The sequence below is a fragment of the Microvirga zambiensis WSM3693 genome (genome assembly GCF_016735695.1).
Lineage (GTDB): Bacteria > Pseudomonadota > Alphaproteobacteria > Rhizobiales > Beijerinckiaceae > Microvirga > Microvirga zambiensis.
Window position 1 is genome coordinate 1 of the sequence record NZ_JAERQD010000049.1, and the last position, 14,402, is coordinate 14,402.

Here is a 14,402-nt window from a genome sequence, read left to right on the forward strand (position 1 = left end):
ATATAGCCAAGATTGGGAATGATGTCAAGAACAAAGTGAGAACATAACATCACGCTTCCGTCCTGCCGCCTCGCCCCTCGTCCCCTCGGCGTCATGGCCGCACTTGGTGCGGCCACCCACGTCTTCGAGAACCACCCCGTTGCCAAGACGTGGGTGCCCGGGACAAGCCCGGGCATGACGGCGCGGGGATGGGGATGACGGGAGAGGATGGGTGACAGCAGAGGGTCGCTTGACGGAGAGGGTGCCATGAGGGGTCGCGTCATTCCCGGACTGCGGCCGCCTGGTATGACACCCTCGCCGTCATGGCCGCACTTGGTGCGGCCACCCACGTCTTGAGGAACTGCAGCGCTTCCAAGGTGTGGATCCCCGGGACAAGCCCGGGCATGACGGCGGAGGGTACGGGGATGATGGGAGAGGGTGTCATTCCCGGCCATGCCGGAGAATGCTGCGGCGTTACTCCGCCGCCACCGGCTGTGCCAGCAGCTGCCTTGCCGCCGGCCCGATATCGCCCGCTGTCCAATGCGGCCGGCAGACGGAGACGTAGCGGCCCTCGCCGCCGATCTCGACCACCTCGCCGGAGCGCACGGCCTCGCCGTTGCGGTCGTATTTCAGGATCATCGTGGCCTTGCGGCCGCAATGGCAGAGCTGCTTGATCTCCTGGAAATCCTGGGCCAGCGCCATCATCGTGATGATGGCGTCGCTGAACAGCGTGCCGTAGACGTTGTTCTTCAGCCCATAGGCCATGACCGGGACGTTCAGCTCGTCGACGATCCAGGCGAGCTGCCTCACCTGCTCCGCCGTCATGAACTGGACTTCGTCGATCAGAACAACCGTCACCGGCTTCTTCGCCTGTTCGGCCGAGACGATGGCCGCGATGTCGTCGCCCTTCTTCAGGGGAATCGCATCGGCCTCGAGGCCGATGCGGGATTTCACCTTGCCGACGCCGAAACGGTCGTCGATCAGGCTCGTGAACAGCAGCACGTGGCCGCCATTCTCGATGTAATTGTAGCGAACCTGCAGGAGATGGGTCGTCTTGCCTGCATTCATCACCGAGTAGATGAAGTGAAGCTTTGCCATGAATCCATATTACATATGGATGGCGCGCTTTTCGACGGCCATCGCCGCTTCCTTCACAGCTTCCGCGAGCGTCGGATGCGCGTGACAGGTGCGGGCCATGTCCTCGGAGGATCCGCCGAACTCCATGGTGATCGCCGCCTCGTGGATCAGGTTGCCCGCCTCCGGGCCGATGATGTGGACGCCGAGCACCTTGTCGGTGCCGGCATCGGCCAAAATCTTCACGAAGCCGTCCGTGGTGCGGTTGACCTTGGCGCGTCCATTGGCGGTGAAGGGGAACTTGCCGACATTGTAGGCGATGCCCGCAGCCTTCAACTCTTCCTCGGTCTTGCCGATGGAGGCGACCTCCGGGAAGGTATAGACCACGCTCGGGATCACGTCGTAATTCACGTGGCCTGCCTTGCCGGCAATGATTTCCGCAACGGCAACACCCTCATCCTCGGCCTTATGCGCGAGCATCGGGCCGGCGATCACATCGCCGATGGCGTAGATGCCGGTGACGTTGGTGGAGAAATGCGCGTCCGTCTGGATGCGGCCGCGATTGTCGAGCTGGACGCCCACATGATCGAGGCCGAGACCCTGCGTATACGGCACGCGGCCGATGGCGACGAGCACCACGTCGGCCTCGATGGTCTCAGGCGTTCCGCCGGCGGCGGGCTCGAAGGTGAGCGTCGCGCCCTTGCCCGTGTTCTCGACCTTGGTGACCTTGGAGCCGAGCTTGAACTGGAAGCCCTGCTTGCCCAGGATGCGCTGGAAGTTCTTGGCGACCTCGCCGTCCATGCCGGGCAGGATGCGGTCGAGATATTCCACCACGATCACTTCCGAGCCGAGGCGGCGCCACACCGATCCGAGCTCCAGGCCGATCACGCCGGCGCCGATGACCACGAGGCGCTTCGGCACGCTCTCGAGTTCGAGCGCGCCGGTGGAGGAGACGACCACCTTCTCGTCGATCTCGACGCCCGGCAGGCGCGTCACGTCTGAGCCCGTGGCGATGACGATGTTCTTCGTCTCGAGCACCTGGTTCGAGCCGTCCTCGGCGGTCACTTCGACCTGGCCGGGAGCGGCGATGCGCGCGGTGCCGAAGAAGGCATCGATCTTGTTCTTCTTGAGCAGGAACTCGACGCCCTTCACGTTGCCGTCGACGCCTTCCTGCTTGAAGGACTGCATCGTCTTGAGATCGAGGGTGGGCGCGGAAACGCCGATGCCGAGACCGGCGAAGTGGTCGCGCGCGTCCTCGAACATGTGCGAGGCATGCAGCAGCGCCTTCGAGGGAATGCAGCCCACGTTGAGGCAGGTGCCGCCATGGGTCTTGCGCTTCTCGACGACGGCGGTCTTGAGGCCGAGCTGCGCGGCGCGGATGGCGCAGACATAGCCGCCGGGACCGGTGCCGATGACGATGAGATCGTAGGACATTGGTTGTCTCCACTTAAACGTCATGCCCGGACTTGATCCGGGCATCCACGTCTTTGCTTTGCGTTGGAAGGCGTGGATGGCCGGGACGAACCGGCCACGACGCTAAATGGGCATTGTTCTTACAGGTCGAGCACGAGGCGGGCCGGATCTTCCAGCGCCTCCTTGACCCGCACGAGGAAGGTCACGGCTTCCTTGCCGTCGACGATGCGGTGATCGTAGGAGAGCGCGAGATACATCATCGGGCGGATGACGACCTGGCCGTTGCGCACCACCGGGCGGTCCTCGATGCGATGCATGCCGAGAATGCCCGATTGCGGCGCGTTCAGGATCGGCGTCGACATGAGCGAGCCGTAGATGCCACCATTGGTGATGGTGAAGGTGCCGCCCTGCATCTCGTCGATGCCGAGCTTGCCGTCTCGCGCCCGCTTGCCGAAATCGGCGATCTTCTTCTCGATGCCGGCGACGGAGAGCAGATCCGCATCGCGCACCACGGGCACCACGAGGCCCTTCTCGGTGCCGACCGCGATGCCGATGTGGTAGTAGTTCTTGTAGACGAGATCCTGGCCGTCGATCTCGGCGTTGACTGCGGGCACGTCCTTGAGCGCCTGGATCACGGCCTTGGTGAAGAAGCCCATGAAGCCGAGCTTGGTGCCGTGCTTCTTCTCGAACACGTCCTTGTACTGGCTGCGTAAGGACATCACCGCGCTCATGTCCACGTCGTTGAACGTGGTGAGCATGGCGGCGCTGTTCTGGGCGTCCTTCAGGCGGCGCGCGATGGTCTGGCGCAGCTTCGTCATCTTCACGCGCTCTTCGCGCTCGGCATCGACCGGCGCGGAAGGAGCGCGGACCTGGACCGGAGCAGCAGCGGGCGCAGGCGCCGAAGCGCCGCCCGTGGCGATGGCGGCGAGCATGTCGCCCTTGGTCACGCGGCCGTCCTTGCCCGAACCCGCGACGCCTGCGGGGCTGACGCCGCTCTCGGCGGCAAGGCGCGCTACGGCGGGACCGTTGTCACGGGAGGCGGCGGCCGCTGCAGGTGCGGGCGCAGCGGCGGGAGCGGGTGCCGGAGCCGCGGCCTTGGGAGCCTCCGCCTTCGGTGCGGCCGCAGGGGCAGCAGCGGCGGCAGCGCCACCTTCGATGACGGAGCCGAGCACGGCGCCGGGGCTTACCGTTTCGCCGTCCTTGGCGACGATGTCGCCCAGCGTACCGCTCGCGGGAGCGTTCACCTCGAGGGTCACCTTGTCGGTCTCGAGCTCCAGCACCGGCTCGTCGGCCTTCACGGGGTCGCCCGGCTTCTTGAACCAGCGGCCGATGGTGGCCTCTGAAACGGATTCGCCGAGAGTGGGTACGCGGATTTCGGTTGCCATGAGTTACGCCTTAGGGACGGCCCATCTTACAGAGGGCTGGGTTGGTGGGTCGTCCGCAGGATGGCCTGCGGAATCGGATGGATGTCGTATCGGAAGCCGCGGCCGGAGCGGATCAGCGGGTCGAACTCCGTCAGAGCGGAAGCCGCCGCCGGATCGCTCACCTCCACGATGGCCAGGCCCCAGACTCCCGCAGGATCGAGGACCGGGCCGACGATCACGGCCTCTCCCTTATCGGCTGCCCGTTGCCAGTACGCTGCATGGTCCTGCATCAGGCGAGCCTCCTCCCCCGTCATGTCGGCGGGGAAGGTCGGCCTTGGAGGCAGAAGCCTGCAGAGAAAAAACGGCATGCCCTGGTGCTCCGGTCAGGCGGCGAAGGCCTCGTCGAGGAAGGCCTGCAGCTGGGCCTGATGCTTGGACATCAGGCCGGTCGCCGTCGCGGCGGAAGCGGGACGTCCCACATAGCGGGGACGGTCGACCTTGGCGCCTGCCGTCTTGAGCGCCCATTCGAGATAGGGCTCGACGAAGGTCCAGGAGCCCATGTTCTTGGGCTCTTCCTGGCACCACACCACGTCGGCCTTCTTGAAGCGGGCGAGCTCGGCTGCCAGCGACTTCGCCGGGAACGGATAGAGCTGCTCGACGCGCAGGAGGTAGACATCGTCGATGCCCCGCTTCTCGCGATCCTCGAGCAGGTCGAAATAGACCTTGCCCGTGCAGATCACCACCCGCCGGATCTTGTCGTCCTTGACCAGCTTGAAGCCCTCGCGCCCGATCTGAGCATCGTCCTGCAGCACGCGGTGGAAATGCGTGCCTTCCGAGATGTCGGCGATGGTCGAGGTGCAGCGCTTGTGGCGCAGCAGCGACTTCGGCGTCATCAGGATCAGGGGCTTGCGGAAGTCGCGCTTCAGCTGACGGCGCAGGATGTGGAAGTAGTTCGACGGCGTCGAGCAGTATCCCACCTGCATGTTGTCCTCGGCGCACATCTGCAGCCAGCGCTCGAGGCGGGCGGAGGAGTGCTCCGGACCCTGGCCCTCATAGCCGTGCGGCAGCAGGCAGACGAGGCCGGACATGCGCAGCCACTTGCGCTCGCCGGACGAGATGAACTGGTCGAACACCACCTGCGCGCCGTTGGCGAAATCGCCGAACTGCGCTTCCCACAGGGTGAGAGCGTTGGGCTCCGAGAGGGTGTAGCCGTACTCGAAGCCGAGCACCGCCTCTTCCGAGAGCATCGAGTTGATGACCTCGTAGCGGGCCTGGTTCTCGCTGATGTGGTTGAGGTTGGTATAACGCTCCTCGTTCTCCTGGTCGGTGAGAACGGTGTGGCGCTGCGAGAAGGTGCCGCGCTCCACGTCCTGACCGGAGAGGCGCACGCGATGGCCTTCGATGAGGAGCGAGCCGAAGGCGAGCGCCTCGGCCATGGCCCAGTCGATGCCCTCGCCCGTCTCCAGCATCTTCTTTCGGTTGTCGAGGAAGCGCTGGATCGTGCGGTGAAGGTGGAAGCCCTCCGGAATCGTGGTGAGCGCCTTGCCGATCTGCTGGATGGCCTCGACCGAGATGCCGGTCTGGCCGCGGCGCGGATCGTCCTGGTCCTCGCGCACAGCCTTCAATCCCGACCAGCGTCCGTCGAGCCAGTCGGCCTTGTTGGGCTTGTAGTTGGAGGCGATGTCGAATTCGGCATCGAGCTTCGAGCGCCAGCTCGACTTCATCTCCTCGACCTCGGCCTGGGTGAGGACGCCTTCAGTGACGAGCTTCTTGGAATAGAGCTCGACGATCGCCGGATGCGAGCGGATCTTGCGGTACATGAGCGGCTGGGTGAAGGCCGGCTCGTCGCCCTCGTTGTGGCCGAAGCGGCGGTAGCAGAACATGTCGATGACGACAGGCTTCTGGAAGCGCTGACGGTATTCCGCCGCGACCTTCGCCGCGAAGGTGACGGCTTCCGGATCGTCGCCGTTCACGTGGAAGATCGGCGCCTCGACCATCTTCGCCACGTCGGACGGATAGGGCGAGGAACGCGAGAAGCGCGGATCGGTGGTGAAGCCGATCTGGTTGTTGATGATGAAGTGGATCGAGCCGCCGGTGCGGTGGCCGCGAAGACCAGACAACCCGAGGCATTCCGCCACCACGCCCTGGCCCGCGAAGGCCGCATCGCCGTGGATGAGGAGCGGCATCACCGCTGTGCGGTTGTCGGGCGAGCAGCCGTGCTGGTCCTGCTTGGCGCGCACCTTGCCGAGCACCACCGGATCGACGATCTCGAGATGCGACGGGTTGGCGGTGAGCGACAGGTGGACGTTGTTGCCGTCGAAGATGCGGTCGGAGGAAGCGCCGAGATGGTACTTCACGTCGCCGGAGCCTTCCACGTCGTCGGGGGCGTAGGAGCCGCCCTTGAACTCGTGGAACAGTGCCCGGTGCGGCTTGCCCATCACCTGGGTCAGCACGTTCAGGCGGCCGCGATGGGCCATGCCGAACACGATCTCCTTCACGCCGAGATTGCCGCCGCGCTTGATGATCTGCTCGAGCGCCGGAATGAGGGATTCACCGCCGTCGAGGCCGAAGCGCTTGGTGCCGGTGTAGCGCACGTCCAGAAACTTCTCGAAGCCTTCCGCCTCGACGAGCTTGTTGAGGATGGCGCGCTTGCCTTCCTTGGTGAAGGAGATTTCCTTGTCCGGACCTTCGATGCGCTCCTGGATCCAGGCCTTTTCGACCGGATCGGAGATGTGCATGAACTCGACGCCGAGCGTCTGGCAATAGGTGCGCTCCAGGATGCCGACGATCTGGCGGACCGTGCCGAATTCGAGGCCGAGCACGTTGTCGAGGAAGATCTTGCGGTCCCAGTCGGCTTCCGTGAAGCCGTAATGGGACGGATGCAGCTCCTGATCGTTCGGGCGCGGGTTGATGTCGAGCGGATCGAGCTTGGCATGCAGGTGGCCGCGCACGCGATAGGCGCGGATCAGCATGATGGCGCGAATGGAATCGCGCGTCGCCTGCTGCACGTCGACCTGGCTGATCTCGGCGCCCTTGGTCTCGGCCTTCGCCTTGATCTTGTCGCCGACCGCCTTCTCGATCTGGGCCCAGTTGCCGTCGAGGGCGGAGACGAGGTCGCCATTGGCGTGGATCGGCCAGTTCGGCTTTTCCCAGGACGGGCCTTTGGCCGCCTTCTCGACAGCCTGCTTGTCGTCCTTCAAGGCGCCGAAGAAAGCCTGCCACTCGGCATCGACCGAGGCGGGGTCTTTCTCGTAGCGGGCCTGAAGATCCTCGATATAGGACGCGTTCGCCCCATAGAGGAAAGCGGTGTTCAGGAGGTTTTGGTTGGCGTCTTGGCGTGCCATGACAATACTCGATCCAAAATGACGGTGGGCCGCCCCGGATCCGGGGCGGCCGTTTGTCGGTTACTTGCCCTTGAGAACCTCGACCAGGGTCTTGCCGAGGCGCGCCGGCGAAGGCGACACGCGGATGCCCGCGGCCTCCATGGCGGCGATCTTGTCCTCGGCTCCGCCCTTGCCGCCGGAGATGATGGCGCCGGCATGGCCCATGCGGCGGCCCGGAGGCGCCGTGCGGCCGGCGATGAAGCCGACCATCGGCTTCTTGCGGCCCTTCTTGGCTTCGCGGGCGATGAACTCGGCCGCCTCTTCCTCGGCCGAGCCGCCGATCTCGCCGATCATCACGATCGACTGGGTCTTCGGGTCGGAGAGGAACATGTCGAGCATCTCGATGAACTCGGTGCCCTTCACCGGATCGCCGCCGATGCCGACCGCCGTCGTCTGGCCGAGGCCTTCATTGGTGGTCTGGAACACGGCCTCGTAGGTGAGCGTGCCGGAGCGCGACACGATGCCGACCGAGCCGGGCTTGAAGATGTTCGCCGGCATGATGCCGATCTTCGACTCGCCCGCCGTGACGATGCCGGGGCAGTTCGGGCCGACGAGGCGCGACTTGGAGCCCACGAGGGCCCGCTTCACGCGCACCATGTCGAGCACCGGAATGCCTTCCGTGATGCAGACGATGAGCGGGATCTCCGCCTGGATCGCCTCGCAGATGGCGTCGGCCGCGCCCGGCGGCGGAACGTAGACGACAGACGCGTCGGCGCCGGTCTTCTCACGCGCTTCCATGACCGTGTCGAACACGGGCAGGTTCAGATGCGTCGAGCCGCCTTTGCCGGGCGAGGTGCCGCCGACCATCTTGGTGCCGTAGGCGATGGCCTGCTCGGAATGGAAGGTCCCGTTCTTGCCGGTGAAGCCCTGGCAGATGACCTTCGTGTCTTTGTTGATGAGAATGGACATCAGCTCGAAACCTTACTTTCCGCCGCGCACGGCGTTCACGATCTTCTGGGCGGCGTCGTCGAGGTCGTCCGCCGGGATCACGTTGAGGCCGGATTCGCGGATGATCTTTTTGCCCTCTTCCACGTTGGTGCCCTCGAGGCGCACCACCAGCGGAACCTGCAGGCCGACCGCCTTCACCGCCGCGAGAACGCCGCGGGCGATGACGTCGCACTTCATGATGCCGCCGAAGATGTTGACCAGGATGCCCTTCACGTTCGGATCGGCAGTGATGATCTTGAACGCCGCCGTCACCTTCTCTTCCGATGCGCCGCCGCCGACGTCCAGGAAGTTCGCCGGCTCCTCGCCGTAGAGCTTGATGATGTCGAGGGTCGCCATGGCAAGGCCCGCGCCGTTGACCATGCAGCCGATCGTGCCGTCGAGCGCGATATAGGCGAGATCGAACTTGGAGGCCTCGATTTCCTTCTCGTCCTCCTCCGTGATGTCGCGAAGGGCGACCACGTCGGGGTGACGGTAGAGGGCGTTGCCGTCGAAGGAGATCTTGGCGTCGAGGCACTTGAGGTGCTGATCCTTGGTGACGATCAGCGGGTTGATCTCGAGCATCTCCATGTCCTTCGCGATGAAGGCCGTGTAGAGCTTGGTCACCAGATCCTCGGCTTCCTTGGCGAGCGAACCTTTGAGGCCCAGCGCCTTGGCGACCGTGCGGCCGTGATGCGGCATCACGCCGGTGGCCGGATCGATGGAGAAGGTGAGGATCTTCTCGGGGGTGTCGTGCGCGACCTGCTCGATATCCATGCCGCCTTCCGTCGAGACGACGAAGGCGACCTGGCCGGTGGCGCGGTCGACGAGCATCGAGAGATAGAGCTCGGTGTCGATATCGGAGCCGTCCTCGATATAGAGGCGGTTGACCTGCTTGCCGGCCTCGCCCGTCTGGATCGTGACCAGCGTGTTGCCGAGCATTTGACGCGCGAATTCCTTGACCTCATCCACGGACTTGGCGAGGCGCACGCCGCCCTTCTCGCCGGCTGCGGCTTCCTTGAACTTGCCCTTGCCGCGGCCGCCTGCATGGATCTGGGACTTCACGACCCAGAGCGGGCCGCCGAGCTCCTTGGCAGCAGCTTCCGCCTCGTCGGGCGAGAAGATGGCAACGCCGCGGGAGACGGGAAGGCCGAATTCCTTCAGGACCGCCTTGCCTTGATATTCATGGATGTTCATCTGTTTTCCTCTTCGTCATGCCCGGGCTTGGCCCGGGCACCCACGCCTTAAACGAGCGTGGCGAGTAAAGACGTGGATGGCCGCATCAAGTGCGGCCATGACGTGCGATGTCTACTTCAGAGCCGGGTTGATCTGCTTGCAGGCGTCGACGAGGCCCTGCACCGAGGCGACGGACTTCTCGAACATGGCCTTCTCGTCGGCGGAGAACGCGACCTCGACGATGCGCTCGACGCCGTTCTCGCCGATCACGATCGGCACGCCCACGAACATGTCCTTCACGCCGTACTGGCCGTTCAGGTAAGCAGCGCAGGGCAGGACGCGCTTCTTGTCCTTGAGATAGCTCTCGGCCATGGCGATGGCCGACGCCGCCGGCGCATAGAAGGCGGAGCCGGTCTTGAGCAGGTTGACGATCTCGCCGCCGCCTTTTCGGGTGCGCTCGACCATGGCGTCGAGCTTTTCCTGAGACGTCCAGCCCATCTTCACGAGGTCGGGCAGCGGCACGCCGGCAACCGTGGAGTAGCGCACCAGCGGCACCATGTCGTCGCCGTGGCCGCCGAGCACGAAGGCGGTCACGTCCTCGACCGACACGTTGAATTCTTCAGCGAGGAAGTGGCGGAAGCGGGCGCTGTCGAGCACGCCGGCCATGCCGACGATCTTTTCCGGCTTCAGGCCGGAGAACTTCTGCAGCGCCCAGACCATGGCATCGAGCGGGTTGGTGATGCAGATGACGAAGGCGTTCGGGGCATATTGCTTGATGCCGCCGCCGACCGCTTCCATGACCTTCAGGTTGATGCCGATCAGGTCGTCGCGGCTCATGCCGGGCTTGCGCGGCACGCCGGCGGTGACGATGATCACGTCGGCGCCTTCGATGGCGGAGTAATCGTTCGCGCCCTTGTACTTGGCATCGAACCCGTCGACCGGCGCGGATTCCGCGATATCGAGACCTTTGCCCTGGGGGATGCCTTCCGCGATGTCGAAGAGCACGACGTCGCCGAGTTCCTTCAAGCCGACGAGATGGGCGAGCGTTCCGCCGATCTGGCCTGCACCGATGAGCGCGATCTTTTTCCGGGCCATAGTCTGTCCTTGGGTTTTGGCACGAGCCTTTGAGGTGGCGCTGTTTGACACAAGAGATGGGCGGCCATCAAGCGAGCAAAAGATTAACGGATAAGGCTTTGCGCCTAAGTAAAAGGCAGATGAAGCTTAACGTTTTGAAAATATCTTTGCAGTTCAATGCTTTGGGCCGATTCAAGGTGAGATAATTTTCTCGTTACAAATTTCAAAAATTGTAACTGGCGCTACACGCTTCCGTTCGCCAGCGCCCGCAGGACCACCCGGATCACAGTCGCAAGGCGCGGATTGAGGATGTCCAGCGGCACCTCCGCGTCGAGGCGGACGGTCAGGGGATTGATGAAGCGATAGACCGCATCGGTGATGAAGGCATGGGCCTTCTCGCGGTCCCGGGGGTCGAACTTGCCCGTGACGATGCCCTCGTCCAGCACCCGCTCGATCAGCTGGCGCATCCGTGCCCGGTGCTTGCGCACGAGGGGGCGCGAGGTCTCGGTCGCGGTGCAATAGACGTCGAAAAGGTGCCGGTCCTCGGTCAGCAGCTCCCGGTGGACCCGGGCCCAGGCCTGGATCAGGCGCTCGAGCTTGTCGTCGGCCGGATCGGGCGAATCCGCGATCTCGGCGATGGTGGCCTCCAGCCCGCGCAGCCACTGGCCGGCCACCGCATCGATGAGAGCCGCCTTGTTGGCGAAGTAGCGATAGACGTTGGCATGGGTCATGCCGGCCGCATCGGCGATGCCGACCACCGTGATATGCTTCGGCCCGAACTCCTTCAGCTGGTCGGCGGCGATGGCGAGAAGCCGGGAATCGGCCGGAGCGAGATCCGCCTGTCGCGCCGCGCCGACGGGCCGCTTCATGTCTCCGCAAGTCCGGTCGTGTCGCCGGAGGCTTCGGAATCCGAGCGGCCATGGGGCAGGGACAGGTATTCCTCGGAACGCATCTCGATCAGGCGCGAGACGGTGCGGTCGAACTCGAAGGCCTCGCGGCCGGAATCGGCGTGATAGAGCTCATGCACCTCGGCCTCGGCGGAAGCGAGGAGCTTCACATGGGCATCGTAGAGGGCGTCGATGAGCAGGATGAAGCGCTTCGCCTCGTTGCGGCGCTCGAAGGACATCGTGGGAATGTTCTCCAGGATGATTGTGTGAAAGTCCTCGGCGACGGCGAGATAGTCGGCGGCGCCGAGCGGCTTCGAGCACAGATCCAGGAAGGAGAAACGCGCCACGCCGCCGGCGGCCTGCGGCACCTCCACCGGATGGCCCTTGACGGTCAGAGTCATCGGCTTGCCCTGCTCGCGGCCGGTGAGGCTCTTGAAGGCGCGGGTCAGGGCCTCGTGCGAGCGCTCGTCGGCGGGCGCATAGAAGACGGGACTGCCGGCGAGCTTTTCCAGCCGGAAATCGGTGCGGGATTCGAGCTTCACCACATCCATCCGCTCCTGCAGGAGCGCGATGAAGGGCAGGAACAGCGAGCGGTTGAGACCGCCCTCGTAGAGCCGGTCCGGCTCCACGTTCGAGGTCGCCACCACCACCACGCCACGGGCGAAGAGCGCCGTGAACAGGCGCCCGAGGATCATGGCATCGGCGATGTCGGTGACGGTGAACTCGTCGAAGCAGAGCACCCAGGCCTCGTCGGCGAGCGCCTCGGCAACGGGCGTGATCGGATCGTCGCCCGAGACCTCGCCGTTCTTGAGCTTCTGGCGATAGACGTGGATGCGCTCGTGCACATCGGCCATGAAGGCATGGAAATGCACCCGCCGCTTGCGCCTGACGGTGAGCGCCTCGAAGAACAGGTCCATCAGCATGGTCTTGCCGCGGCCGACCGAGCCCCAGACATAGAGGCCCTTCGGGGCAGCGGCGCTCTTCTTGCCGAAGAGCCAGCCGAGCGCGCTGGGTTTTCGGGCGAGGCGGTGATTGGCGAGGCTCCCCGCAAGCGTATCGAGACGCCTGAGCAGGGCGACCTGCGCCGGATCGCGCTCGATGGCGCCCGCCGCGACGAGCGCGTTGTACCGGGCCGAGATGGAGTGGGGCGAGGAGAAGGAGGTGTCGTTCACGGGATGATCGATACCTCTCTCACCGTGTAAGCGCAAACGTCCGCTGGCCGGATTGCGCTGAGAACCGGCCTTTCCATGGGGCCTGGCCATTACAAGCCCAACGCTGCTCTACCCCCCTTGCAGGGACGGGTCAGGGGTGGGGGTGGTGCCGCCGGGTGAAACCGTTGCGTCAAACCCGCCACGTCATGGCCGGCCTTGTGCCGGCCATCCCGATACCGTGAAACGCCGTGCTTTTCTTAATCGAGATCACCGGCACAAGGCCGGTGATGGCATGGAGGGAGCACGACATGCGCCGCCTCACCTTTATGCCCAGCACCTTTCATCCAATCACCGCGCCAGCGACAGCGGCGCGCCCGACTTCGCCAGAACGCCGCTCAGCGAGGACGAGGAACCGCGCAGGCGTGCGGCGACCGCGCCGCCGGTCTGGTAGAGATAGACCTCGCCGTCGCGATAGTCCCAGGCATTGACCTTGGACAGGTCCTGGTTCGAACAGCCGGAGGCCGAGGCGCGATAGAGATCGAGCGAGGGAGAGCTCGAGAGCTGGATGCGGCAGGAACCGCCCGAGGTCTGGGCACTCCAGTTGCCGACCATGGCGGTGCGGCTCGAAGGGGCGGGAGCAGGTGCTGGCGCAGGCGCCGGACCGCCGATGGTCGGCGGCGGCGGAGCCGGCGGCAGGCCGGCGATGTCGGTGCCGCCGGCAGGAGGCGGTGCCATCGGGTCCGAGGGCAGCGGCGCACCGGCGAGCGGCGGCAGGGGAGCGGCCTCGATCGGCCCAGAGGGCACGGCCTCGACCGGCGGCGCCTCGATCATGGGCGCCGCGCCTGCGCCGGGAACCGTGGCACCGCCGAGGCGGGTCGAGGAACAGGCGCCAAGCGCCAGGGCAGAGCAGAGCACCGCGCCGGTCAACCACAGAGATCTCGTCATCGTCGTCCTCGAATTCAGGCCGCCCCTGAGGGCGGCTCATCGTATCGGCTCAGGTTATCGGGAGGAATATGAACCCAGGCCAATCGTGTTCCGGTTTCGACATATGGGATCGCCATTCACAAAAAAAGGCGCCCGTGGCGCCTTTTCGCAAGTTGTTGCAAGGAAGCGTCACACGGCGCGCGCGATCATCATCTTCTTGATCTCGGCGATGGCCTTGGCCGGGTTGAGGCCCTTGGGGCAGGTGTTGGCACAATTCATGATCGTGTGGCAGCGATAGAGCCGGAACGGATCGTGCAGGTCGTCGAGACGCTCGCCGGTGGCCTCGTCGCGGGAATCGATCAGCCAGCGATAGGCCTGGAGCAGGGCTGCGGGGCCCAGGAAGCGGTCGCCGTTCCACCAATAGCTCGGGCAGGAGGTGGTGCAGCAGGCGCAGAGAATGCACTCGTAGAGGCCGTCGAGCTTCGAGCGCTCCTCCGGCGTCTGACGCCACTCGGTCTCCGGCGCCGGCGTCTCGGTCTGGAGCCAGGGCTCGACGGAGGCATGCTGGGCGAAGAAGCTCGTCAGGTCCGGCACCAGATCCTTCAGCACCGGCATGTGCGGCAGCGGATAGATCTTGACCGCGCCCGAGCCGCAATCGTCGATGCCGAGCGTGCAGGCGAGCGTGTTGCCGCCCATGATGTTCATGGCGCAGGAGCCGCAGATGCCCTCGCGGCAGGAGCGGCGGAAGACCAGCGTCGCGTCGACGTTGTTCTTGATCCAGAGCAGGGCATCGAGAACCATCGGGCCGCAATCGTCGCGGTCGACGTAATAGGTGTCGATGCGCGGATTCTGCCCGTCATCCGGGTTCCAGCGGTAGATGCGGAATTCCTGGACGTTCGAGGCACCTTCCGGCTTCGGCCAGGTCTTGCCTTCGGTGTAGCGGGAATTCTTGGGAAGTTGAAACTGAGCCATTAGGACTTACCTTGCCTCTACTTCGTCATGCCCGGCGCTCTGAGCCGGGTATCCACGCCTTTGCTGCGCACTGGCGTGGGA

At 64.9% G+C, this 14,402-nt stretch carries 12 protein-coding genes; all 12 read right to left on the reverse strand.

What is annotated here, in order from left to right:
• Positions 1–453 precede the first annotated feature (453 nt).
• The 12 genes from JKL46_RS26210 to JKL46_RS26265 all read right to left on the reverse strand — a co-directional run bounded on the left by JKL46_RS26210 (position 454) and on the right by JKL46_RS26265 (position 14,321).
• On the reverse strand, positions 454–1,077 hold the full coding sequence (locus JKL46_RS26210) for a thymidine kinase (protein ID WP_201838809.1): 624 nt from the start codon (positions 1,075–1,077) through the stop codon (positions 454–456).
• 9 nt (positions 1,078–1,086) lie between these two features.
• Entirely contained in the window at positions 1,087–2,487 is a 1,401-nt protein-coding gene (lpdA, locus tag JKL46_RS26215) for a dihydrolipoyl dehydrogenase (RefSeq protein ID WP_201838810.1), read from the reverse strand.
• Between the two features lie 119 nt (positions 2,488–2,606).
• Positions 2,607–3,851 (reverse strand): 2-oxoglutarate dehydrogenase complex dihydrolipoyllysine-residue succinyltransferase, encoded by a 1,245-nt coding sequence (odhB, locus tag JKL46_RS26220; protein WP_201838811.1) that lies wholly within the window; start codon positions 3,849–3,851, stop codon positions 2,607–2,609.
• 26 nt (positions 3,852–3,877) lie between these two features.
• Positions 3,878–4,198, reverse strand: coding sequence for a YciI family protein (locus tag JKL46_RS26225; RefSeq protein WP_201838812.1), 321 nt, complete (start codon positions 4,196–4,198; stop codon positions 3,878–3,880).
• Between the two features lie 15 nt (positions 4,199–4,213).
• Positions 4,214–7,174, reverse strand: coding sequence for a 2-oxoglutarate dehydrogenase E1 component (locus JKL46_RS26230; protein ID WP_201838813.1), 2,961 nt, complete (start codon positions 7,172–7,174; stop codon positions 4,214–4,216).
• Positions 7,175–7,234: 60 nt separating this feature from the next.
• Positions 7,235–8,122 carry a succinate--CoA ligase subunit alpha gene (gene sucD / locus JKL46_RS26235; protein ID WP_201838814.1) on the reverse strand — a complete coding sequence of 296 codons (888 nt, stop codon included), beginning with the start codon at positions 8,120–8,122 and terminating at the stop codon, positions 7,235–7,237.
• Positions 8,123–8,134: 12 nt separating this feature from the next.
• Complete coding sequence (gene sucC, locus JKL46_RS26240) at positions 8,135–9,334, reverse strand: ADP-forming succinate--CoA ligase subunit beta (protein WP_201838815.1); 1,200 nt, start codon at positions 9,332–9,334, stop codon at positions 8,135–8,137.
• Between the two features lie 111 nt (positions 9,335–9,445).
• Positions 9,446–10,408 (reverse strand): malate dehydrogenase, encoded by a 963-nt coding sequence (gene mdh / locus JKL46_RS26245; RefSeq protein WP_201838817.1) that lies wholly within the window; start codon positions 10,406–10,408, stop codon positions 9,446–9,448.
• 221 nt (positions 10,409–10,629) lie between these two features.
• Positions 10,630–11,256: a TetR/AcrR family transcriptional regulator gene (locus tag JKL46_RS26250; protein WP_201838819.1), complete on the reverse strand. Its 627-nt coding sequence runs from the start codon at positions 11,254–11,256 to the stop codon at positions 10,630–10,632.
• A complete protein-coding gene (gene zapE / locus JKL46_RS26255) occupies positions 11,253–12,446 on the reverse strand; it encodes a cell division protein ZapE (RefSeq protein ID WP_201838821.1) in 1,194 nt (397 codons plus the stop codon). Before zapE ends, JKL46_RS26250 begins: the two co-directional genes overlap by 4 nt.
• A gap of 327 nt (positions 12,447–12,773) precedes the next feature.
• Complete coding sequence (locus JKL46_RS26260; RefSeq protein ID WP_201838823.1) at positions 12,774–13,370, reverse strand: AprI/Inh family metalloprotease inhibitor; 597 nt, start codon at positions 13,368–13,370, stop codon at positions 12,774–12,776.
• 168 nt (positions 13,371–13,538) lie between these two features.
• Positions 13,539–14,321, reverse strand: coding sequence for a succinate dehydrogenase iron-sulfur subunit (locus JKL46_RS26265; protein WP_201838825.1), 783 nt, complete (start codon positions 14,319–14,321; stop codon positions 13,539–13,541).
• Positions 14,322–14,402 lie beyond the last annotated feature (81 nt).